This is a genomic window from Martinezella sp. CNPSo 3959 (genome assembly GCF_057784355.1).
In genome coordinates this window covers 148567-169497 of the sequence record NZ_JBXSOV010000008.1, presented here as the reverse complement: position 1 = coordinate 169497, position 20931 = coordinate 148567, and the positions used below count along the sequence as shown (strand labels likewise).

20 protein-coding genes are annotated in these 20931 nt (G+C 60.4%); 13 read left to right on the top strand and 7 right to left on the bottom strand.

The window, feature by feature from the left end:
* The first annotated feature begins 30 nt into the window (after nt 1-30).
* From lptB to ptsN, 4 genes are all read left to right on the top strand, one after another.
* Nucleotides 31-819 carry an LPS export ABC transporter ATP-binding protein gene (gene lptB / locus AC13RE_RS18505; RefSeq protein ID WP_041677789.1) on the top strand — a complete coding sequence of 263 codons (789 nt, stop codon included), beginning with the start codon at nt 31-33 and terminating at the stop codon, nt 817-819.
* A 195-nt stretch (nt 820-1014) separates the two neighbouring features.
* A complete protein-coding gene (gene rpoN, locus AC13RE_RS18500; protein WP_488564009.1) occupies nt 1015-2574 on the top strand; it encodes an RNA polymerase factor sigma-54 in 1560 nt (519 codons plus the stop codon).
* A gap of 250 nt (nt 2575-2824) precedes the next feature.
* Nucleotides 2825-3400 (top strand): ribosome hibernation-promoting factor, HPF/YfiA family, encoded by a 576-nt coding sequence (hpf, locus tag AC13RE_RS18495; RefSeq protein ID WP_132715665.1) that lies wholly within the window; start codon nt 2825-2827, stop codon nt 3398-3400.
* A gap of 88 nt (nt 3401-3488) precedes the next feature.
* Nucleotides 3489-3953: a PTS IIA-like nitrogen regulatory protein PtsN gene (ptsN, locus tag AC13RE_RS18490; RefSeq protein ID WP_015338601.1), complete on the top strand. Its 465-nt coding sequence runs from the start codon at nt 3489-3491 to the stop codon at nt 3951-3953.
* Nucleotides 3954-4039: 86 nt separating this feature from the next.
* On the opposite strand, the gene grpE is transcribed toward ptsN, so the two are convergent.
* Entirely contained in the window at nt 4040-4681 is a 642-nt protein-coding gene (gene grpE / locus AC13RE_RS18485; protein ID WP_015338600.1) for a nucleotide exchange factor GrpE, read from the bottom strand.
* Nucleotides 4682-4895: 214 nt separating this feature from the next.
* On the opposite strand from grpE, the gene AC13RE_RS18480 reads away from it, so the two are divergent.
* Nucleotides 4896-5330, top strand: a complete 435-nt coding sequence (locus tag AC13RE_RS18480) for a GFA family protein (protein ID WP_488564008.1) — start codon at nt 4896-4898, stop codon at nt 5328-5330.
* Between the two features lie 135 nt (nt 5331-5465).
* Here AC13RE_RS18480 and hrcA read toward each other — a convergent pair whose 3' ends face one another.
* A complete protein-coding gene (hrcA, locus tag AC13RE_RS18475; RefSeq protein WP_015338598.1) occupies nt 5466-6554 on the bottom strand; it encodes a heat-inducible transcriptional repressor HrcA in 1089 nt (362 codons plus the stop codon).
* 172 nt (nt 6555-6726) lie between these two features.
* Between hrcA and rph the strand changes: the two genes are divergently transcribed.
* Genes rph through hemW form a run of 4 tightly spaced genes read left to right on the top strand, consistent with a single transcriptional unit; the run spans nt 6727 to nt 9739 of the window.
* Nucleotides 6727-7443 carry a ribonuclease PH gene (gene rph, locus AC13RE_RS18470; RefSeq protein ID WP_015338597.1) on the top strand — a complete coding sequence of 239 codons (717 nt, stop codon included), beginning with the start codon at nt 6727-6729 and terminating at the stop codon, nt 7441-7443.
* Between the two features lie 11 nt (nt 7444-7454).
* Entirely contained in the window at nt 7455-7871 is a 417-nt protein-coding gene (locus AC13RE_RS18465) for a VOC family protein (RefSeq protein ID WP_488564007.1), read from the top strand.
* 11 nt (nt 7872-7882) lie between these two features.
* A complete protein-coding gene (gene rdgB / locus AC13RE_RS18460) occupies nt 7883-8527 on the top strand; it encodes an RdgB/HAM1 family non-canonical purine NTP pyrophosphatase (RefSeq protein WP_488564006.1) in 645 nt (214 codons plus the stop codon).
* Between the two features lie 36 nt (nt 8528-8563).
* Complete coding sequence (gene hemW / locus AC13RE_RS18455; protein WP_488564047.1) at nt 8564-9739, top strand: radical SAM family heme chaperone HemW; 1176 nt, start codon at nt 8564-8566, stop codon at nt 9737-9739.
* Nucleotides 9740-9844: 105 nt separating this feature from the next.
* Here the strand turns inward: hemW and AC13RE_RS18450 are convergent, their stop codons facing one another.
* Nucleotides 9845-10768 (bottom strand): DMT family transporter, encoded by a 924-nt coding sequence (locus AC13RE_RS18450; RefSeq protein WP_488564005.1) that lies wholly within the window; start codon nt 10766-10768, stop codon nt 9845-9847.
* Nucleotides 10769-10923: 155 nt separating this feature from the next.
* On the opposite strand from AC13RE_RS18450, the gene gcvA reads away from it, so the two are divergent.
* The gene (gcvA, locus tag AC13RE_RS18445; protein ID WP_488564004.1) at nt 10924-11820 is read left to right on the top strand and encodes a transcriptional regulator GcvA; all 897 of its coding nucleotides are present in this window, start codon (nt 10924-10926) and stop codon (nt 11818-11820) included.
* A gap of 85 nt (nt 11821-11905) precedes the next feature.
* Here the strand turns inward: gcvA and dnaA are convergent, their stop codons facing one another.
* The 4 genes from dnaA to mutM all read right to left on the bottom strand — a co-directional run bounded on the left by dnaA (nt 11906) and on the right by mutM (nt 16496).
* Nucleotides 11906-13456 (bottom strand): chromosomal replication initiator protein DnaA, encoded by a 1551-nt coding sequence (gene dnaA / locus AC13RE_RS18440; protein WP_488564003.1) that lies wholly within the window; start codon nt 13454-13456, stop codon nt 11906-11908.
* An 872-nt stretch (nt 13457-14328) separates the two neighbouring features.
* Nucleotides 14329-14604 (bottom strand): 30S ribosomal protein S20, encoded by a 276-nt coding sequence (gene rpsT / locus AC13RE_RS18435; protein ID WP_132715658.1) that lies wholly within the window; start codon nt 14602-14604, stop codon nt 14329-14331.
* 193 nt (nt 14605-14797) lie between these two features.
* Complete coding sequence (locus AC13RE_RS18430) at nt 14798-15571, bottom strand: enoyl-CoA hydratase (protein ID WP_132715657.1); 774 nt, start codon at nt 15569-15571, stop codon at nt 14798-14800.
* 34 nt (nt 15572-15605) lie between these two features.
* On the bottom strand, nt 15606-16496 hold the full coding sequence (mutM, locus tag AC13RE_RS18425; RefSeq protein WP_488564002.1) for a bifunctional DNA-formamidopyrimidine glycosylase/DNA-(apurinic or apyrimidinic site) lyase: 891 nt from the start codon (nt 16494-16496) through the stop codon (nt 15606-15608).
* 142 nt (nt 16497-16638) lie between these two features.
* Between mutM and ubiE the strand changes: the two genes are divergently transcribed.
* From ubiE to AC13RE_RS18410, 3 genes are all read left to right on the top strand, one after another.
* Nucleotides 16639-17415: a bifunctional demethylmenaquinone methyltransferase/2-methoxy-6-polyprenyl-1,4-benzoquinol methylase UbiE gene (gene ubiE, locus AC13RE_RS18420; RefSeq protein WP_488484251.1), complete on the top strand. Its 777-nt coding sequence runs from the start codon at nt 16639-16641 to the stop codon at nt 17413-17415.
* Nucleotides 17416-17540: 125 nt separating this feature from the next.
* Complete coding sequence (ubiB, locus tag AC13RE_RS18415; protein ID WP_488564001.1) at nt 17541-19115, top strand: 2-polyprenylphenol 6-hydroxylase; 1575 nt, start codon at nt 17541-17543, stop codon at nt 19113-19115.
* A gap of 209 nt (nt 19116-19324) precedes the next feature.
* Nucleotides 19325-20908, top strand: coding sequence for an aromatic amino acid lyase (locus AC13RE_RS18410; protein ID WP_488564000.1), 1584 nt, complete (start codon nt 19325-19327; stop codon nt 20906-20908).
* Nucleotides 20909-20931 lie beyond the last annotated feature (23 nt).

The window sequence follows — 20931 nt, the reverse complement described above, 5'->3', positions numbered from 1 at the left end:
CCCCTCGTGACGACATCGACAACCTCCACCTTGCCCGGCGTGCCCGGGCCGTCTTCTGCGGCATCCGGCGCACCGGCCGCCGACAAGGCACGCTATAAAGGCACGCTGATCGCCCGCGGCCTCACCAAGACCTACGGCAGGCGTCGCGTCGTGAATGGCGTTTCGCTGGTGGTACGGCGTGGCGAGGCTGTTGGCCTGCTGGGGCCGAACGGCGCCGGCAAGACGACCTGTTTTTACATGATCACCGGGCTGGTGCCGGTCGATGAGGGCACGATCGAAATTGACGGCAACAACGTCACGTCGATGCCGATGTACCGCCGTGCGCGGCTCGGCGTCGGCTATCTGCCGCAGGAAGCCTCGATCTTCCGCGGCCTGACCGTGGAAGAAAACATCCGCGCCGTGCTCGAGGTCCATGAAAAGGACAAGACGAAGCGGGAGCGCAAGATCGACGAATTGCTGGAAGAGTTCCATATTCGCAATCTGCGCACCGTGCCGGCGATCGCACTTTCGGGTGGCGAACGGCGCCGCCTCGAAATCGCCCGTGCGCTGGCGACCGACCCGACCTTCATGCTGCTCGACGAGCCTTTCGCCGGCGTCGACCCGATTTCGGTCGCGGATATCCAGAACCTTGTGCATCATCTGACCGCACGCGGAATCGGCGTACTGATCACGGACCACAATGTTCGCGAAACGCTCGGCCTGATCGACCGCGCCTATATCATCCATGCGGGTGAGGTGCTGACCCATGGCAGGGCGAACGATATCGTCAGCAACCCGGAAGTACGCAAGCTGTATCTGGGTGACAATTTCAGCCTCTGATAGGCTGAAATGCCATCTTCCAATCCGCCAATATTAGCGGATGCTACCGCGCGCCGGAAATTTACTTCGGTTTCACAGTTCCGCTTGACCAAATCCAATAAAAAAGCAATTTTTGGGCCAGTTGGAATTTCGCGAGAATTTTAGTGATAAAAGACGCGGATTCCCGAGGAGTTCAAGGGGAGTCCCGCGTCCGCCATGGCACTATCGGCCAATCTTTTCCTGCGCCAAAGCCAGAGCCTGGTGATGACACCGCAACTGATGCAATCCATCCAGTTGCTGCAGATGACGCATTTCGAGCTCACCCAATTCATCGCGCAGGAAGTCGAGAAGAATCCGCTGCTGGAATTTGCGTCAAATGACGAGGATCTAGGCAGTACCAGCGACCGTGAGCCGAAGGACGAACGGTTCGAGGCCATGGAGGAAACCCATGGCGAGGATGGCTCCGAACGCAATGCCGGCGACCTTGCGAGCGACTGGTATGAGAGTGACAATACCGGCAATGCCAACCGGCTGAGCGACGAGCTCGACACCAATTTCGGCGATATCTTTCCTGACGACGGCAGTCCGCAGCGCGCCGATGCGCCGGAGCTGCTCAGCCAATGGAAGTCCATGCCAGGGGGGGAAGCCGGTGAGAGCTATGATCTTGACGATTTCGTCGCCGGCCAGGTGTCGCTGCGCGATCATCTGAACGAACAGATCCCATTTTCGCTTCCCGCCATGGCCGATCGGCTGATTGCGCAGCATCTTGTCGACCAGCTCGACGACACCGGCTATCTGCGCGCCGAGCTCAACGAAACGGCCGAACGGCTCGGCACCACGCTTGCCGATGTGGAACGGGTTCTGGACACCCTGCAGCAGCTCGATCCTCCCGGTGTCTTTGCCCGCTGCCTCAGCGAATGCCTGGCGATCCAGCTTCGGCAGAAGGATCGCTTCGATCCCGCCATGGAGCGACTGATCGAAAACCTTGAACTGCTCGCGCGGCGCGATTTTGCTACGTTGAAGCGGGTCTGCGGTGTCGATGAGGAAGATCTGCTCGACATGATGACGGAAATCCGTCAGCTCAACCCCAAGCCGGGCAGCGGTTTCGAGACCGAGATATCGGAGGCGATCATGCCCGATATCGTCGTGCGTCCCTCTGCGGACGATAGCTGGCTGGTGGAGCTCAATCCCGATGCGCTGCCGCGGGTATTGGTGAGCCAGTCCTATTTCGCTTCCGTCACCAAGACCAGCCAGGACCACGCCTTCCTATCGGAATGCCTGCAGAACGCCAATTGGCTGACCCGCAGCCTGGACCAGCGCGCCAAGACGATCATGAAGGTGGCTAGCGAGATCGTGCGGCAACAGGACGCGTTCCTGCTGCATGGCGTCGACCATCTGCGGCCGCTCAACCTGAAAACCGTGGCGGACGCCATCAAGATGCATGAATCGACGGTCAGCCGCGTGACCTCGAACAAATACATGCTGACGCCGCGCGGTCTATTCGAACTCAAATATTTCTTCACGGTTTCGATCGGCGCCGTCGAAGGCGGCGACAGCCATTCCGCCGAAGCCGTACGTCACAAGATCCGCCTGCTGATCACGAACGAGAGCCCGGATGCGGTTCTATCCGACGACGATATCGTCGATACGCTGAAGAAGGGCGGGATAGAGCTTGCTCGCCGCACGGTTGCAAAGTACCGGGAAGCCATGAACATCCCCTCCTCCGTGCAACGGCGCCGGGAGAAGCGGGCTTTGGCCAAAGTTTCCGGTTTCTGACGGGCGGCAACCCTCAACCACAGGCTGCCGAACTCCTAACAGTCCGTTAAGACGCAGTTGACTTTCCCATGCGGCAGGGCTAGAAGCCCGCCGCAATCGCTGCAGGACAGCACGACCATGAAACTTATCCCCACCATCCAAAAGGCGGTCGATATACGCAATTTGCCTTTGACTGCGTGAAGTGCTTGGATGAGCTTGAGGCTTGGCGTAAACTGATACGCGCAATAACCACTACAAGAAGGGAAACTCCATGAGTGTGCGTGTCTCCGGTAAACATATGGAAATTGGTGACTCCTTCCGGCAGCGGATAGAAGACCAGATCGGTATGGCCGTGACCAAATACTTCGACGGGGGGTATTCAGGTCAGGTAACTGTACACAAGTCCAGTTCGCGCTTCGCGGCCGATTGCAAGCTTCATCTCGATAGCGGCGTGGTATTGCATGCTGCAGGCGAAGCCATGGACCCGCAGCTTGCTTTCGATGCAGCATCCGAGCGCATCGAAAAGCGCCTGCGCCGTTACAAACGCAAACTCAAGGACCATCAGGCTGGCAGCCATGTGAACGGGCAGGCGGAAGTCGCCTATACGGTCATGGACAGCATTCCGGATGACGATGAGGAAATTCCTGCCGATTTCGCGCCAGCGATCGTCGCAGAAAGTACGAAGCAATTGAAAACCATGTCGGTGGCGACTGCCGTGATGGCACTCGACATGACCGACGAACCGCTGCTGCTCTTCCGCAGCCCCGGCAACGAGCACTTGAACATCGTCTACCGCCGTCAGGACGGCAACATTGGCTGGATCGACGCAGCCAATATCAAAGGCTGAGAATAGAAGATAAGCGGCGGCCGCGCATTATCGCAGCTGGCCGCCGCTTGCCCGTCATCGGTTCTCGGCGACACGAAGGATAAAGAGAATGGCATTGGCAGATTTGCTACAGCAAGATGCGATCATCCCCGCCTTGAAGGCAAATTCCAAAAAACAACTGCTTCAGGAGCTGGCCGCCAAAGCTTCCAAGCTGACCGGACTGCCCGAGCGCGAAATCTTCGATGTCGTGCTGCAGCGCGAGCGCCTCGGCTCCACCGGCGTCGGCAACGGTATAGCCATTCCTCACGGCAAGCTCGCCAGCATCAAGTCCATCGCCGGCATTTTCGCGCGCCTTGAGGCGCCTGTCGATTTCGAGGCGCTGGACGATCAGCCCGTCGATCTCGTCTTCCTGCTGCTTGCACCCGAAGGGGCCGGCGCAGACCACCTGAAGGCGCTCTCGCGCATCGCCCGCGTTCTGCGGGACCAGGATCTCGTCGCCAAGCTCCGCGCCACCGATTCCGCCTCCGCCATTTACGCCTTCCTCAACGAGGAGCAGGCATCCAACGCTGCCTGACGGCTTGGATTGCATCCAAGGCAAAAATAAGAGCCGGACGATCAGAGATCGTTCCGGCTCTTATTTTTTAGCGATGACTTTGAAAATCAGGCATCTTTTTCGTCGAGCGGGCTGTTGGCGCCCTGCTCGGCATTTTCGACGATCTTCGGGCCACCCTTGGCAACGCCGACCATGGCCGGGCGCAGAACGCGATCGCCAATGGCGAAACCTGCCTGCACGACCTGAACGACCGTGTTGTTCGGCACCTCGGGATTGGGCACTTCGAACATGGCCTGATGGAAATTGGGATCGAACTTCTGTCCGATCGGTTCGAGCTGGCGCACGCCGTGACGCTCGAGAGCCGACAACATCGAACGCTCGGTCATCTCGACGCCTTCGATCAGCGTCTTAAGGCCCGCATCGGCACCAGCGCGTGCTTCAGCCGGAATGGCATCCAGCGTGCGGCGCAGATTGTCTGCCACCGAGAGCATGTCGCGGGCAAAGCTTGCCACGGAATAGGACTTTGCATCCTTCACATCGCGCTCGGTGCGGCGACGGAGGTTGTCCATCTCAGCAGCCAGGCGAAGATAGCGATCGCGCAGTTCGCCGTTTTCGGCCTTCAGCAGCTCAACCGGATCTGGCTGGGACGGCTCGGCCGCATCTACGGTTTCCGCTGCATCCTGCGCGAAATCCGCTGACGTGTCGGCCGCCGTGGCGTCAGGTCCGGTTTTTGTTGTTTCGTCGGTCATGACGGTCTCCGAATTGCTTGGTCTTTGGATGTGCCCGATATCGAGGTTTGCTCGGAAAAAATCAAGGCTTTGTCGAGAAGAACAGCCAATTCGCGGCTTTGCGATGACGGCAATACTCTGCCTGCTCATTGCTGCCGCTTGTGACATCAGCTGTTCAGCCCTCCCTACCAGTGGTATTCTGAAATACATCTCAGCACAGCGTGGGGTGACATCAATGTCTAATGGCAAATCCCTTTCAGGCAAGTGTTTCTGTGGCGCGGTGGAAATCGCAGTCGATGGCGAGCCAATGGCGATGGGCTACTGTCATTGCGACTCCTGCCGGGAATGGTCGGCAGGGCCGGTCAACGCCTTCTCGCTCTGGCCGCCGGAAGCCGTGCACGTCACCAAAGGCGCGGACAAGATCGGCAGCTACCAGAAGACCGAGAAGAGCGTGCGCAAGTGGTGCACGGTCTGCGGCGGTCATCTTCTGACGGAACATCCGCCGTGGGGCGTGACCGATGTCTACGCGGCCGTCCTGCCCGACCTCGATTTTCAGCCTGGCGTGCATGTCAACTACGAGACGACGGTACTGCATCTGAAGGACGGACTGCCGAAGCAGAAGGATTTACCAGCCGAGATGGGCGGATCGGGAACCTTGCTTCCCGATTGACCTTAGCCGCTAGAGTGGCTCAGTTTTCCACGGAATCCCTGAACCGCTCTATCTCTTTGTTGCCTCGCAATTCCGGACGGAAGACCACTACGCACTTTTCCTGGAATTGCTCTAGATCCTCTCCTCAGATTCCAGTCAGATTCCGGGCCGCGAAAGCCGCGAGATCAGCTGCGCGGTATAATCGACCATGGGCACGATGCGGGCATAGTTCAGCCGCGTCGGGCCGATGACACCGACGGCGCCGACGATGCGGTCATCATCATCGCGATAGGGCGCCACGATCAACGAGGAGCCGGACAGCGAGAAGAGCTTGTTTTCCGAGCCGATGAAGATGCGCACGCCTGGTCCGCTTTCGGCGAGATTGAGGATCTCGATTAGGCTGTCCTTCTTCTCCAGATCGTCGAAAAGCAGGCGCAGACGATCCAGATCCTCCGCGCCGCCGATTTCGGCGAGTAGATTGGAATGACCTCGAACGATAAGCTGCGTCGGCTTGCCGTCGTCATCGCCGCCGGACCAGACGGCGATGCCGCGCTCGACCAGCTGATGGGAGAGGCTATCCAGCTCCTGGCGCACGCTTTCCTTGAGAGTTTGCAACTGCCGCCGCAATTCCGGCATCGTCTGGCCGGTCATATGGGCATTGAGGAAGTTGGCGGCTTCCGTCAGCTGCGACGATGTGGTGCCGGCCGGCAGCTCGATAATGCGGTTTTCCACTTGATCGTGCTCGCCGACAAGCACGGCGAGTGCTTTGGTCGGCTCCAGCCGGATGAATTCCACATGCTTGAGAACGGGATCGCTCTTGGAGGTGATGACAAGACCGGCGCCGCGCGAGATGCCCGATAGCACCCGGCTTGCCTCCGACATCATCGATTCCACCGGCTGGTCGCGATTGCTGCCGCGCACCTGCCGGTCGATATTGGCGCGGTCCTCGGCCGAGAGATCGCCGACCTGCATGAAAGCATCGACGAAGAAGCGCAGGCCCACCTGGGTCGGCAATCGCCCGGCGCTCACATGCGGCGAATAGATGAGCCCCAGCTCTTCCAGATCGCTCATGACATTGCGCACGGAAGCTGGCGACAGCGACATGGGCAAGAGGCGCGAGAGATTGCGCGAGCCCAATGGCTCGCCGTTCTCAAGATAGCCTTCGACGATGCGACGGAAGATTTCCTTGGAGCGTTCGTCCAGTGCAGCAATGACATCCGAGACCGACGATGTCGTGAATACCATTTCGCTGTCAGATCCATTCCGTTGAGCCTTAGGCAAAATATAATCATTCAGTTAGCAATGGCAAAAGGGAAAAATGTCGCCATGGCTGCCGAGGGGCTTTGCAGCCTGCTTTTCCTTTGCAAAAGCGGCCTGCGGGTCGTAGAAGCGGTCAACGAACATTCAGGAGAGTGGAATGCGGCCTTCAGGCAGAAAAACCGACCAAATGCGCAAGGTGTCGTTCGAGCGCAATTTTTCCAAGCATGCGGAAGGCTCCTGCCTGGTGAAATTCGGCGATACGCATGTGCTCTGCACGGCAAGCCTGGAAGACAAGACGCCGCCATGGCTGCGCAACAGCGGCAAGGGCTGGGTCACGGCCGAATACGGCATGCTGCCGCGCGCCACGGGCGAGCGCATGAAGCGCGAAGCTGCCGCCGGCAAGCAGGGCGGCCGCACGCAGGAAATCCAGCGCCTCATCGGCCGATCGCTGCGCGCCGTCGTCGATCTCAAGGAACTCGGCGAGCGCCAGATCACCGTCGATTGCGACGTCATCCAGGCCGATGGCGGTACGCGCACGGCCTCGATCACCGGCGGCTGGATCGCGCTTTACGACTGCCTGAAGTGGATGGAAAGCCGCAACATGGTGAAGGTCGAGCGCGTGCTGAAGGATCACATCGCCGCCATCTCCTGCGGCATCTTCGCCGATCAGCCTGTCATCGATCTCGACTATCTTGAGGATTCCTCGGCCGAGACCGACGCAAATTTCGTCATGACGGGCAAGGGCGGCATCGTCGAGATCCAGGGAACGGCTGAGGGTGCCCCCTTCAGCGAAGAGGAATTCGCCACGCTGATGCATCTGGCCAAGAACGGCATTGCCGAACTGGTGGAGCTGCAGAAGCAGGCTATCGCCTGAGGATATTTTGAATGGCTGACCCGGCCCTCGCAGGCGTCCTTGAAACCGCACTCTATGCGGACGATCTCGATGCAGCCGAGGCCTTTTATGGCGGCATACTCGGATTGCAGAAGATCTCGCGCGGCGGCAACCGTCATGTCTTCTATCGCTGCGGACCGGGCGTATTGCTGATCTTCAACGGCGAGGAAACGGTTAAGCCGCACGAGCCGGGTGCCCTTCCCGTGCCGCCGCATGGCACGAAGGGGCAGGGTCATGTCTGCTTCCGCGTCGATGGCAACGAGATCGGGATCATGGCCGAGAGGTTGAAGGCAGCCGGTGTCGATATCGAAGCCGATTTTCACTGGCCGAATGGCGGCCGATCGATCTATTTCCGCGATCCGGCCGGCAACAGCCTGGAATGCGCCGAACCCCGCATCTGGGGCCTATGACAGGACAGCACATGCGCAAGCTCGACACCAAGACCATTGTCGTCGCCAGCCACAATGCCGGCAAGATCCAGGAAATCCGCGATCTGATCGGCCCGCTCGGCTTTACCGCCAAGTCCGCCGCCGATCTGAACTTCATCGAGCCGGACGAGACGGGCACGACCTTCGAGGAAAATGCGACGATCAAGGCGCTCGCCTCCGCCAATGCCTCCGGCCTGCCGGCACTCTCGGACGATTCCGGCCTGGTGATCGATGCGCTCGGCGGTGATCCCGGCGTCTACACCGCCAATTGGGCCGAAACGGCTGACGGCACGCGTGACTTCGCAATGGCAATGCAGAAGGTCGAAACCGCCCTGGAAAAGGCCGGCGCCATCACGCCGGAGAGCCGCACCGCTCGCTTCGTCAGCGTGCTTTGCCTCGCCTGGCCGGACGGGCATACCGAGCTTTTCCGCGGCGAAGTGGAAGGCACGGTCGTCTGGCCGCCGCGCGGCGGCCAAGGCTTCGGCTACGACCCGATCTTCCAGCCTAAGGGATACGAGACTACGTTTGGCGAAATGAGCGCCGAGCAGAAGCATGGCTGGAAGCCCGGTGACGAGCAGGCGCTCTCGCATCGCGCCCGCGCCTTCAAGATCTTTGTCGAAACCTGCCTGGAGGCGTAAGCTAACCCCGTGGAAGTCGTAGATACGCAGGATCTGATGCGCGGAGCGCAATTGCTGCCCGATACCGGCGAACCCGGTTTCGGCGTCTACGTGCATTGGCCTTTCTGCGCAGCCAAATGTCCCTATTGCGATTTCAACAGCCATGTCCGCCATCAGCCTGTCGATCAGGAGCGTTTCGCCGCCGCCTTTCTGAAGGAAATGGCGACGATGCGGATGATCAGCGGCCCCAAAACCGTGACCAGCATCTTCCTCGGTGGCGGCACACCGTCGCTGATGAAACCGGAAACGGTGGGCGCGATCCTCGATGGCATTGCCAGGACATGGCATGTGCCTGACGGCATCGAGATCACCATGGAGGCCAATCCGTCGAGCGTCGAGGCAGAGCGCTTTCGAGGCTATCGCGCCGCCGGGGTCAATCGCGTATCGATGGGCGTGCAGGCACTGAACGACCGCGACCTGAAATTCCTCGGCCGGCTGCACAATGTCGAGGATGCGCTGAAGGCAATCAGACTGGCGCGCGAGATTTTTCCGCGCATGTCCTTCGACCTTATCTATGCTCGCCCGAACCAGACCGTCGAGGAATGGGAACGCGAGTTGAAAGAGGCGATCTCCTATGCGGTCGATCATCTCTCGCTCTATCAGCTGACGATCGAGGAAGGCACACCCTTCTATGGCCTGCACAAGGCCGGCAAGCTGATCGTGCCCGATGGCGATCAATCGGCGCTGCTTTATGAGGCGACGCAGGAGATTACCGAGCGCGAGGGCATGCCGGCCTATGAGGTTTCCAATCACGCGCGTCCCGGCGCAGAGAGCCGGCACAACCTCACCTATTGGCGCTATGGCGACTATGCGGGGATCGGCCCCGGCGCCCATGGCCGCCTGACGCGTGGCCCACAGAAGCTGGCGACGGCGACCGAACGTAAGCCGGAGAGCTGGCTCGAGATGGTCGAGCGCGACGGCCACGGCATGATTGACCAGGAAATGCTGGGGTTTGACGAACAGGCCGATGAATTGCTGCTGATGGGCCTGCGGCTGCGGGAGGGCGTCGATCTAGCCCGCTGGCAGCAGCTGTCCGGCCGCGATCCAGATCCGCAGCGCGAGGCGTTTTTACTGGAACACGGTTTCATAGAGCGGATCGGCAATTCCCGCCTGCGCTGCACGCCGGCGGGAATGCTGGTTCTCGACTCGGTCGTCGCCGATCTCGCCTGTTAACACCTCTCCCTTGAGGGCGAGGTCGCCGCGAAGCGGCAGGCGGGGGTGATTGCTGAAGGCACAATTGAGCCTTCAGTTCCAAACATGATCACCCCACCCCGACACTTACGTGCCGACCCTCCCCCTTAAGGAGAGGGTGAATAGCCTTCCATCGATTGCCGCCAGACCCACCGCGATCAGCGCCATACCGATAAAATGCTTCGATTGCAGGCTCTCGCCGAGAATGAGCGCGCCAAGCAGGATTGCGCTGACGGGAATGAGGAAGGTGACCAGCATCAGGTTGGTGGCGCCAGCCGTTGCCAGAATGCGGAAGAACAGCACATAGGCTATGGCGGTCGACAGGATTGCCAGGCCGGCGAGCGCCAGCCAGGTCTCAGTGGACGGTATTGCCAGCGTCCAGGGACGATCGACGAAGAGCGCGATTGGCAGAAGCATTATCGCCGATCCAGTCACCTGACCGGCGGCGGGAATGATCGGCGCCAGCCCCATGCGGCGGAAACGGCGGCCGAATATGCCGGCCAGCGAGTAGCTGAAGGCGGCACCCAGCACGGCAAGCTGCGCCAGCACGTTAGAGCCGAGGCTTGCAAGCACCGAGGGGCCGATCATCAGGGCGACGCCGGCAAAGCCGACGATGACGCCGATCAGGCGATTACCGGTCATCTTCTCATCCTCGGTCAGGAAATGGGCGACGACGACAGCAAAGAGCGGCGTGGTGGCATTGAGGATGGATGCAAGGCCGCTGGCGATATGGGTCTGCCCCCATACGATCAGCAGGAAGGGAATGACATTGTTGAGGAAGCCCATGCCGAAGAAGGCGAGCCAGGTCTGGCGGTCTTTCGGCATGGCATGGCCGGTGGCGCGTACGATGACATGCAAGGCAATGGCGGCGAGCGCGACGCGTGCGGTAACGATGGTGAAGGGCGGCAGTTCGCGCACCAGAATGCCGTTGAACAGGAAGGAGCCGCCCCACAGGATGGATAGCCCCACCAGCATGCTCCATTCGACCGCGCCCATGGATTTCTGTAGCATGAGACTATCTCCAGCATCAGCTGATTGAGTTTTGCTTATCAGTGACCAATCGTGACATCATTGCCAACCACCGATATTGCTGGAATAATCTCGCTATATAGGGGCTCTGACAAGCGAGTCTTTTTCAAATCATGATTTAGCTGAGCTCAATCATCATGGATCAATTGCCATCCCTTTCGGCGCTGCGCGCCTTTGAAGCCTCCGCCCGGCATCTCAGCATGACACTGGCGGCAAATGAGCTGCATGTGACGCCGGGCGCCATCAGCCTGCAGATCCGCGACCTCGAAAGCACCCTCGGCGTACGGCTTTTCGAGCGGCGAGCCCGGAGCCTGGCGCTGACGAGTGAAGGTGCCGAATATTTTGCGACGATGCGAACGGCATTCCGCCTCATCCGCGAGGCGACAGCGGCTCTCGCAATGCGCTCCAAGGATACGGTGCTGACCCTTACCTGCACAGCCGGCTTCGCCACACACTGGCTGGTGCCGCGGCTGCGGCGCTTCGAGGAGGCCCATCCCGATATCGACCTGCGCATCAGCGCCTCCTATCGCATGATGGATTTCCAGCGGGATGGGATCGATCTTGCCATCCGCCACGGCCTCGGCGGCTATGAGGGATTGGCAAGCGAACGATTTCTCGATGACGAATATGTTCCGGTCTGTACGCCGGAAATGGCGGCTGCACTCGGCCCCTCCCCTGCGGTTGACGATCTTGCCACCTTGACGTTGATCCATGATGTCTACCGGCGTGACTGGGAGCTCTGGCTGAAGGCCGTCCGGGCAACGCGGGTGAATGCCATGCATGGGCCGGTCTTTACCGACGGCATGGGCGCCTACCACGCCATGAAGGCTGGCCTTGGTATCGCCTTGATGCGCCGCTCCTTCGTGGAGCAGGAACTGGCTGACGGCACGCTTGTTGCGCCATTTCCGACGGGATTTGCAAGCGCGCTTGCCTATCACCTTGTCTATCAGCCCGGTGCGCTGGAAAGGCCGGCGATAGCGGCGCTGCGTGCGTGGCTATTTTCCGAGGTCTCACGCACGACGCCATCGGCATAGGCGTACTTCGCCCGCCTGATCGCCCAAAAGAAACGGCCGGCGATGAAGCCGGCCGTAGCTTGTGTGGTGAACGCCGATACCCGGCCTATTCGTTGATGAGGCGCTTCAGCAGCTCAATCTCGTGCGACAGCTTGCTATCGCCGGAAATCAGCTCCTCGATCTTGCGCACGGCATGCAGAACCGTGGTGTGATCGCGACCACCGAAGCGGCGGCCGATTTCCGGGAAGGAACGCGGCGTCAGCGTCTTCGACAGATACATAGCGATCTGGCGCGGCTTGACGATGACGCGCGTGCGGCGGTTCGAAACCAGCTCCTGGCGCGACACGTTGTAGTGACGTGCGACGATACGCTGAATGTCCTCAATGCGGACGCGGCGCGGCTCGCCGGAGCCGACAAGATGCGCCAGCAGTTCGTCGACGCGCTCGACCGTCAGGTTCGGCTCGAAGGAGCGACGGAAGATAAGCTGGTTGAAGGCTCCTTCCAGTTCGCGGCCGCTGGCGGTCACGTTGCGGGCGACATGCGAGAGAAGCTCGGCCGGGATTTCCAGCGACGGATCGTCCTGGCGGGCAGCATCGAGACGGCGCTTGAGGATCTCAAGGCGCATTTCATAGTCCGGCGCCTCGACTTCGATCGCCACACCGCCCTGCAGGCGCGAACGCACGCGCGGGTCGAGCGATTCCAGCTCCCAGGGAGCACGATCGGCAGCGACGACGACCTGCTTGGCGCTGTCGAGCAACATGTTCAACAGATGGCAGAACTCATGCTGGATCATCTTGCCCTGCAGGAACTGCATGTCGTCGATGATGAGCAGGTCGATATTGCGCAGCGAGTCCTTCAGCGTCAGCGCATCATTGTCGCGGATCGCGGTTGCGAAGCGCCACATGAAGTATTCCGCCGTCAGATAGACGACACGCAGGCCGCGCGGGTTCTGCACGGCTGCATTGGCGATCGCCTGCAGAAGGTGGGTCTTGCCAAGGCCAACCGTTGCATGGACGAAGAGCGGGTTGAAGCGCACGGCACCGGAGCCGGCTTCGGCGATGGTCTTTGCCGCGGCAAGGCTGACGCGGTTCGAGCTGCCTTCGACAAAAGTATCGAAGGTGAAGCGAGAATCGAGCGGAGAGCCGAAGAGCGGCGAACCTGCCGTTGCGGGCCGCGCAGCCGCAGCCGCACTCACGGCTTGGGCAACGACCTGGCCGGCCGGCTGGGCGACGGCGCGACGGATCGGCGCGACAGCCGCCTGGTCCGGCACCACTGGCTGCTCATCGGTAGATGGCTTCGCGCCCTGCCGGGTTGCAGTGCGCACCAGAATTTCGACTTTAAGGATCTCGGCGTCCTCAGCCTGGAACAGGCTAGTGATAAGATCGAGATAGCGGTTGTTGATCCACGACTTCAGAAATGTCGTCGGGACCGTGAGGCGAACGACGCTCTTCGATACCGAATGAAGCTTGAGCCGCGCAAACCAGCTGGCATAGACATCGGGTCCGACCTGAGCCTTCAAGCGCGCGCTGACGCGCTCGAACAAATTACTTCGCGCCACGTCGCCCTTTTCCCCCGCCGCTTCTAAGCAAACCGCACCGAACGCCTGCGCATTGTCCCCATTTTCCAACGCACCCGTCGCCCTCGTATGTATCTGCATATAGTGCCGCCTTCCAAAGTCTCTTTATAGGGCGGGAGCACATCACTGCCGCCCCTGGTTCTTCGCCATGGCATGACGATCGCGCTCGTTGTCCCAAGCAGCGCCGCATACCGGTTCATCAGCCACGCCCGGCCAGCGGGCTTTACAGGAACACTGTGGCGAAAACCGCTCTTTAAAGCAGCATTCGTCTCGGCGTCTGTAACCGGAGCATCAATCGGCCCTCGTATTCCGATTGACCGCTCCAATGGCTGTCAATTTTTCTCCCCTCCCCGCAGCCGCGCCAATAATTTGGGCCGCAAAGGACAGACAAGCTTCCTCGTTCCGCAAGCGTCGCCGCTTCCGGTTCTTACTCGTCAACTGTTTGAAAAAACGGAACTGAACCGCTCCGTCACAAGAGACAAAACCACCTCCACCGCCATACGTAACGGTGTTTGCCGAAGCCGTTTAAGGTGAAATCCGCGCCCCTTGTTGAAATCCATTTAGGCAGGATCGAAGGCAGATATCAACGATGAATTTTACACAAAATTAAGAGGCGGCCATTGACTCAGGAGGCCATTTTTGACTGTCACAAGCCCTTCAAAAAAGAATCGCTGTTGAATCAAAGAGATTCCTGTCGAACGCGATTCTCACAGCTTTCAAAAGAAAAAAAATAAAATATCCCTTGACTCAGTTGTGAGCCGGCAATGCGTCATGCAGATCACCCAGCGCTGAGATATCCTGCCGTAAGCCATTGTTTTAAAATGTATATTTCTGTCACGGCACTGACATGATCGAGCAGTCAATTTTGGCAATGCGGCGTTTTTTTGGCTGAATCCAAAAAGCCCGGCGCGAGGGCCGGGCTTAATACTAACGATAGACTCGTTAACGAAAGATTATGCAGTCGGGGCCGAAAGGGCCTTCACGCGCTTGGCAAGACGCGAAACCTTGCGGGAAGCGGTGTTGGCGTGAAGCACGCCCTTCTTTGCTGCGCGAGCCAGTTCCGGCTGGGCCGCGACGAAGGCTGTCTTTGCGCGATCCGCATCACCCGATGCGATGGCTTCTTCGACCTGGCGAACGAACGTGCGAACGCGCGAGCGACGAGCCTTGTTGACATCGGTGCGGCGGGCGATCTTGCGGGTCGCTTTTTTCGCCGAGGTAGTATTGGCCATGTATGCCTCTCTTAGAATTCGAACAAAACTCCATCGTTGCGGCGTAGGCCCCATGGCCACTTCATCCAGCAATGCGGGAGCAATTGCGGAAAACCAGAGCGGCTTTCCAAACTGTGGCGGGCATATAACCGGAATGAGCCGCGGCGTCAACGCGGATTCTCGCCAAACCCGCGTAATTCCGGAATCTTGGTCCCTACCGGTTCTTGAAAGCCGGCTTGCGCTTCTCGACGAAGGCCGCCATGCCCTCCTTCTGATCCTCTGTGGCGAACAGGCTATGGAACAGGCGGCGTTCGAAGCGCAGTCCCTCCTCGAGCGTGGTTTCGAAGGCACGGTTGACCGCCTCCTTGGCCATCATCACGGCGGGACCGGAATAAGAAGCGATCTTGGCGGCGGCCGCCAGTGCCTCGTCGAGCAGCTTGTCTGCCGGTACGACGCGCGCCACAAGGCCGGAACGCTCCGCCTCTGCCGCATCCATCATCCGGCCCGTCAATATGAGGTCCATCGCCTTGGCCTTGCCGACCGCACGCGTGAAGCGCTGCGAACCGCCCATGCCAGGGATGACGCCGAGCGTGATTTCCGGCTGGCCGAATTTGGCGGTTTCCGAGGCGATGATGAAATCGCACATCATCGCCACTTCGCAGCCACCGCCGAGCGCAAAGCCGCTGACCGCCGCGATGACAGGCTTGCGGGCATTGGCAATCTCGGCCCAGCCGCTGAAGAAGTCATTCTTATAAGCGTCAACGAAATCGAGCGATTGCATTTCCTTGATGTCGGCGCCGGCAGCAAAGGCCTTTTCCGAACCGGTGAGCACGATCGCACCGATGGCATCGTCAAGATGAAGAGCGGCATAGGCTTGCTTCAGCTCGGACAGGACCGTTGAGTTCAGCGCGTTCAGCGCCTGCGGCCGATTGATCCGGACGAGGCCGACGGCCCCATGTGTCTCGACAATGAGGGTTTCGTAGGCCACTTCTCTCTCCCTTTTATCAGCTTTGGCCCGTCAATCACCCTTGGCAGGAGGCGCAGTAGAAAGAAGAGCGCCCCGCCTGGACGATGCGACTGACCGTACCGCCGCAGCCGGGCGTACTGCAAGGCTGCGCTTCGCGATCATAGACGGAAAAGGAATGCTGGAAATAGCCGAGCGAACCGTCCGTCTGGATATGATCACGCAGCGACGAGCCGCCAGCGGCGATCGCATCGGCAATGACCTCGCGGATCGCCTCGACGAGCGTGAACAGCGCCTCCGTCGGCTGTCCGGCATCCGTGACCAGCGTCCCGGCGGCGCGCAATGGCGACAGGTGAGAACGCCACAGCGCCTCGCATACATATATATTGCCGAGGCCCGCGATGTTTTTCTGGTCGAGCAGCGCGCTCTTCAGCGGCTGCGCCTTGCCGCCAAAGCGCTTAGTCAGATAATCGGCGCTCAGTTCATTGCCCGTGGGTTCCGGCCCGAGATCACGGAAGAAGGGGTGGCTGGCCATTTCGGCCCGCCGGACGAGATCCATGAAGCCGAAGCGGCGCGGGTCATTATAGACGACGCGCGCATCGCCGCTTGCGCCCGCCAGATGGAAGAGGACGTGATCGTGCTTCTCGTCCTTGGAGCGGGGATGATGGAAGGCTCCTGGCGTCTCGGCCGCCGCACCTTCCTCCACCCGGAACGAACCAGACATGCCGAGATGCGCAATAATTGTGTTGCCGTCGTCGAGATCGATCAGCAGGTATTTGGCGCGGCGGGACAGCGACGTGATGCCGCGGCCCGCAACATGCCGAGCGAAATCGGCCGGGAAAGGAAAGCGCAGATCGTTGCGGCGCAGCTCCAGCTCCTTCAGAACGGCACCCTCCATGGAAGGAGCAAGGCCGCGTCTGACGGTTTCGACCTCTGGTAATTCCGGCATGGCTATCCATCTTTATGTTTCAACCGCTTATGATCTGAGCTATAGCCCAAGGCATTGCGGCTGGTGATCTGGCTGATGAGATAGCGTGGCAAACGCGATTTCGCTATGGTCCGCCGCTTAATTGTGTAACGGAGTTGAGCCGATGGCAGACAGCCGCACCTCCGCCGATGGCGGCATGGAAACATCCTATGGCTTTCGCGAAGTAGCCGACGGCGAAAAGCAGGGCCTCGTCAACGAGGTGTTCCACAAGGTCGCCAAGCGCTATGACGTCATGAACGACGTCATGTCCATGGGCATGCATCGTGCCTGGAAAGACGCGATGATATCAGCGCTCAACCCACGCAAGGAGCCTGGCTACAAGGTGCTCGACGTTGCCGGCGGCACGGGCGACATCGCCTTCCGCATCGTGGAAGCCTCGAACCGCCTGGCGCATGCAACGGTGCTCGATATCAACGGCTCGATGCTGGCCGTCGGCGCCGAGCGTGCTGAGAAAAAGAAGCTTTCCGACAACCTCACCTTCGTCGAGGCAAATGCCGAGGAACTGCCTTTCGAGCCAAACTCCTTCGACGCCTATACGATCGCTTTCGGTATCCGCAACGTGCCGCACATCGATGTTGCTTTGAAGGAGGCCTATCGTGTCCTGAAGCGCGGCGGCCGGCTGCTCGTGCTCGAATTCTCCGAAGTCGATCTGCCGCTGCTCGACCGCGTCTACGACGCCTGGTCCTTCAACGCGATTCCCAAATTCGGCAAGGCGATCACCGGCGATGCCGAGCCCTATCAATATCTGGTGGAATCAATCCGCAAGTTCCCGAACCAGCGGGACTTCGCGACGATGATCCGCGAGGCCGGCTTCTCGCGTGTGAGCTTCACCAATTACACCGGCGGCATCGCCGCGCTGCACTCCGGCTGGAAGCTCTGAAGCATGATGTCGAGCCACATGACGCGGCCGAAGGTTTCCGCTCGTCAGGACTTTGAGGTGCCATCTTTTTGCTTTGACGCAACTCCTGACGGAAAACCGCTACGCACTTTTCCTGGAATTGCTCCATGAGTGCTTTCGGCGCATATTTCGGCCTTGTTCGGGTCGGCTGGGTGCTCGTGCGCGAAGGCGTGGTCATGGCGCTGCCATCGGAGGGGCTGCCGCCCTCCGTCAGTCTCGCCAAGTCCTTCGTCAGCATCTTTGCGCGCCGGAAGGCGAAGAGCCAGGCCCGCAGCGACCGGCTTGCACAAGCGGTTGAGCGGCTCGGCCCCTCCTATGTGAAGATCGGTCAGTTCCTGGCGACCCGGCCCGATGTCGTCGGCGTGGATATGGCCAACGACCTGTCCAAGCTTCAGGATCGGATGGCCTTCTTCCCGCATGAAACGGCGACGGCAGCCATCGAGTCTTCGCTCGGCCGGCGGATCGACGATCTCTATGCCAGCTTCGACGCGCCGATCGCCGCCGCGTCGATAGCGCAGGTGCATCCGGCCGAAATCGAGACGGCAGAGGGCCGCAAGCGCGTTGCCGTCAAGGTGGTCCGGCCTGGCGTACGTCAGCGCTTTTCTAACGATATCAAGGCGATGTATCTGGTTTCACGGCTGCAGGAGCGGTTCATGCCCTCCAGCCGGCGCCTTCGCCCGGTGGAAGTCACCAAGACGCTCGAGCAGACCACCAAGGTCGAGATGGATCTGCGGCTGGAAGCGGCCGCGCTCTCCGAGATCGCCGAAAACACCGAGAAGGATCCGGGCTTCCGCGTTCCGAAAGTCGACTGGGAACGCACCGGCCGCGACGTCATCACCATGGAGTGGATCGACGGCGTGAAGATGTCCGACGTCGATGGGCTGAAGGCGGCCGGCCACGATCTCAACGCGCTCGCCGATACACTGATCCAGTCCTTCTTGCGCCACACGCTGCGCGACGGCTTCTTCCACGCCGACATGCACCCCGGCAACCTTTTCGTCGATGCAGCGGGCATGATCGTCGCTGTCGACATGGGGATCGTCGGGCGATTAGGGAAGAAGGAACGCCGTTTCCTGGCCGAAATCCTCTACGGTTTCATCACCCGCGACTATATCCGGGTGGCCGAAGTGCATTTCGAAGCCGGCTATGTACCTGCGCATCACAACACGGAGAGTTTTGCGCAGGCCATCCGTGCCATCGGCGAGCCGATCCATGGCCAACCGGCCGAAACCATCTCCATGGGCAAGCTTCTGACCCTGCTCTTCGAGGTAACGGAGCTCTTCGACATGGAAACGCGGCCCGAGCTGGTGATGCTGCAGAAGACCATGGTCGTGGTCGAGGGCGTATCGCGCATGCTCAATCCGCGCTTCAACATGTGGAAGGCCTCGGAACCGGTCGTCGGCGACTGGATTCGCACCAATCTCGGCCCGAAGCGGATCATGACAGATTTGAAGGACGGTTTGAAAGCGGCCGTGAAGCTCGCCGAAGCCGCACCCGAGATCGCCGCCAAGACCGAGAAATTCCATCACGAACTGCTGCATATGAGCGAAAACGGCCTGCGTTTCGATCCGCAGACCGCCGAAGCGATCGGCAAGGCCGAGGCCAAGCACAGCCGCTCCGGCCGCTTTGCGCTGTGGGTGATTGCGCTGACGCTTCTCTATGTCGCCTGGCATCTGAGCTGATCGCCAAGCTTTCTGATGCTTCTTCCTCGCCTTGGCCCAAATAACTCGGCCGGGGCACGAAGCCATATGCGCGCGCAAACATAGAGTTGCGCAATATATGCACTCGCCTCAAAATCAGTCTGTCTGGCACGGATCAAGGTGTTCGCCATTTGGGATATCCCATTGACGATAAGGCTCGCATAGCCTTGCAAAAAAGGAGAACAGCAGAGATGGAGCATCAGAGAGCCGGTATCGAGCTCAGCGGGCAACCCCTTGGGTTCAGCGATCTGGTGCGGATTGGCGCGGGAGCCGTCCTGCCGTCGGCATCGGAAAGCGGCATGGCCCGGGTGCGGCTGGCGCGCAGCGTTCTCGAAAGCACGATCCAATCCGGCATGCCGGTCTATGGCTCGACAACCGGTGTCGGTGCGATGAAAGATGTCGAATGGTCTCCTGAAGATCTCGATGCCTTCAATCTCGGCCTCGTGCGCGCTCATCATTTCGGTACTGGCGCTCCGTTCTCCATGTCGGTCGTGCGCAATGCCATGGCGATCCGGGTCAACACCGCGCTCACCGGCCAGGTAGGTTGTTCGCAGGAACTGATCGAAGCCTATCTGCAGCTGTTGAGCTCGGATGTCATTCCCGTCGTCAGGCGCACGGGTTCGATCGGCTGCGCGGATATCGGCCTGATGGGCCAGATCGGCGCGGTTCTGACCGGCGTTGGCGAGGCTGTCTATCGCGGTCGCCGCATGCAGGCTGCCGATGCCTTCGATGCCGCCGGTATCGCTCCCGTCAGGATGATGCCGCGCGACAGCCTTGCCTCGCTCAGCGTCAATGCGGTCAGCTTCGCCGCCGCCGCGGAGACAACCCGCAATGCTGCTGCCTCGATCCGCGTGCTGCTTGCGACCGGCATGATGGCGGCCGGCGCGCTCGGCGCCTCGCGCGATCCGTGGATTTCCGTGCGCCATGTCGGCACCGCCCGCGAGGCACTGATCGGCGCCTGGCTCTGCAACGCCTCTGAAGAATGGCCCTGGCCGGTCGCAACCCATGTGCAGGACCCGCTGAGCCTGCGCATGATCGCCCAAGTCTTCGGCGCCGTTATCGAGAACCTTTTGACGGCGGGCCACAAGATTCTGGCCGCCACCGGCCGCTCGGACGACAATCCGGTCATCGTCGATGGCCGTGTGATGACCTCCGGCGGCTCCCTCCCGCTCGATGTCACCGTGCTTCTGGAAGCGGCCGTCATCTGCATGGCCCATGCGGCCCGCAACGCCTTCAATCGCTGCGTCCTGCTCGGCAACGGCCAGCGGCGCGGCCTTCCCGTCAATCTCGTGCCGGAAGGCAGGATCGCGACCGGCTTCGGCCCGATCATCAAGCTCGCCGGCGAGATCTTCTCGCGTGTTCTCTCCATGTCCAATCCGGTCTCGGCACAGTCGCTGGTGGTTGCGGCCGGCATGGAAGACGAGGCCGCCTTCCTGCCACTGGTCATCGAGCGCTTCGAGCGGCAGATGCGGGCACTGAAGCGTCTGGCCGCTCTTGAAGCCCTGCTGTCGGCCCAGGCGATGGACATTCTCGGCGACAAGCCGGAAGGCGTGGCGCGTATGCTCTATGACGTCGTGCGCAAGCATGCCGACTTCTATGTCGTCGATCGTCCCCTTTCGGCCGAAGTCGAAGCGATCGAGGAGGAACTGGGCTCGGAGGCTTTCGTTTCAGAGTTGATCGCTCACAAGCCGATCCTCGCCTATGATGATTTCTTCGCGCTCGGCTCGCTGGAGCGGGTCGAAGAGCGGCTTTATCGCGACACGATTGCCATCTGAATTAACGACGCGCGGAGGGAACG

Bases quoted from the DNA above. Each gene is read 5' to 3' on its own strand.
- AC13RE_RS18480 (WP_488564008.1), top strand. From the start codon at position 4,896: ATGTCTAATGGCAAATCCCTTTCAGGCAAGTGTTTCTGTGGCGCGGTG.
- rpoN (WP_488564009.1), top strand. From the start codon at position 1,015: ATGGCACTATCGGCCAATCTTTTCCTGCGCCAAAGCCAGAGCCTGGTG.
- hemW (WP_488564047.1), top strand. From the start codon at position 8,564: ATGCGCGGAGCGCAATTGCTGCCCGATACCGGCGAACCCGGTTTCGGC.
- AC13RE_RS18450 (WP_488564005.1), bottom strand. From the start codon at position 10,768: ATGCTACAGAAATCCATGGGCGCGGTCGAATGGAGCATGCTGGTGGGG.
- AC13RE_RS18465 (WP_488564007.1), top strand. From the start codon at position 7,455: ATGGCTGACCCGGCCCTCGCAGGCGTCCTTGAAACCGCACTCTATGCG.
- rpsT (WP_132715658.1), bottom strand. From the start codon at position 14,604: ATGGCCAATACTACCTCGGCGAAAAAAGCGACCCGCAAGATCGCCCGC.
- grpE (WP_015338600.1), bottom strand. From the start codon at position 4,681: ATGACCGACGAAACAACAAAAACCGGACCTGACGCCACGGCGGCCGAC.
- rph (WP_015338597.1), top strand. From the start codon at position 6,727: ATGCGGCCTTCAGGCAGAAAAACCGACCAAATGCGCAAGGTGTCGTTC.
- gcvA (WP_488564004.1), top strand. From the start codon at position 10,924: ATGGATCAATTGCCATCCCTTTCGGCGCTGCGCGCCTTTGAAGCCTCC.
- AC13RE_RS18410 (WP_488564000.1), top strand. From the start codon at position 19,325: ATGGAGCATCAGAGAGCCGGTATCGAGCTCAGCGGGCAACCCCTTGGG.
- mutM (WP_488564002.1), bottom strand. From the start codon at position 16,496: ATGCCGGAATTACCAGAGGTCGAAACCGTCAGACGCGGCCTTGCTCCT.
- hpf (WP_132715665.1), top strand. From the start codon at position 2,825: ATGAGTGTGCGTGTCTCCGGTAAACATATGGAAATTGGTGACTCCTTC.
- dnaA (WP_488564003.1), bottom strand. From the start codon at position 13,456: ATGCAGATACATACGAGGGCGACGGGTGCGTTGGAAAATGGGGACAAT.
- rdgB (WP_488564006.1), top strand. From the start codon at position 7,883: ATGCGCAAGCTCGACACCAAGACCATTGTCGTCGCCAGCCACAATGCC.
- ubiE (WP_488484251.1), top strand. From the start codon at position 16,639: ATGGCAGACAGCCGCACCTCCGCCGATGGCGGCATGGAAACATCCTAT.
- hrcA (WP_015338598.1), bottom strand. From the start codon at position 6,554: ATGGTATTCACGACATCGTCGGTCTCGGATGTCATTGCTGCACTGGAC.
- ptsN (WP_015338601.1), top strand. From the start codon at position 3,489: ATGGCATTGGCAGATTTGCTACAGCAAGATGCGATCATCCCCGCCTTG.
- ubiB (WP_488564001.1), top strand. From the start codon at position 17,541: ATGAGTGCTTTCGGCGCATATTTCGGCCTTGTTCGGGTCGGCTGGGTG.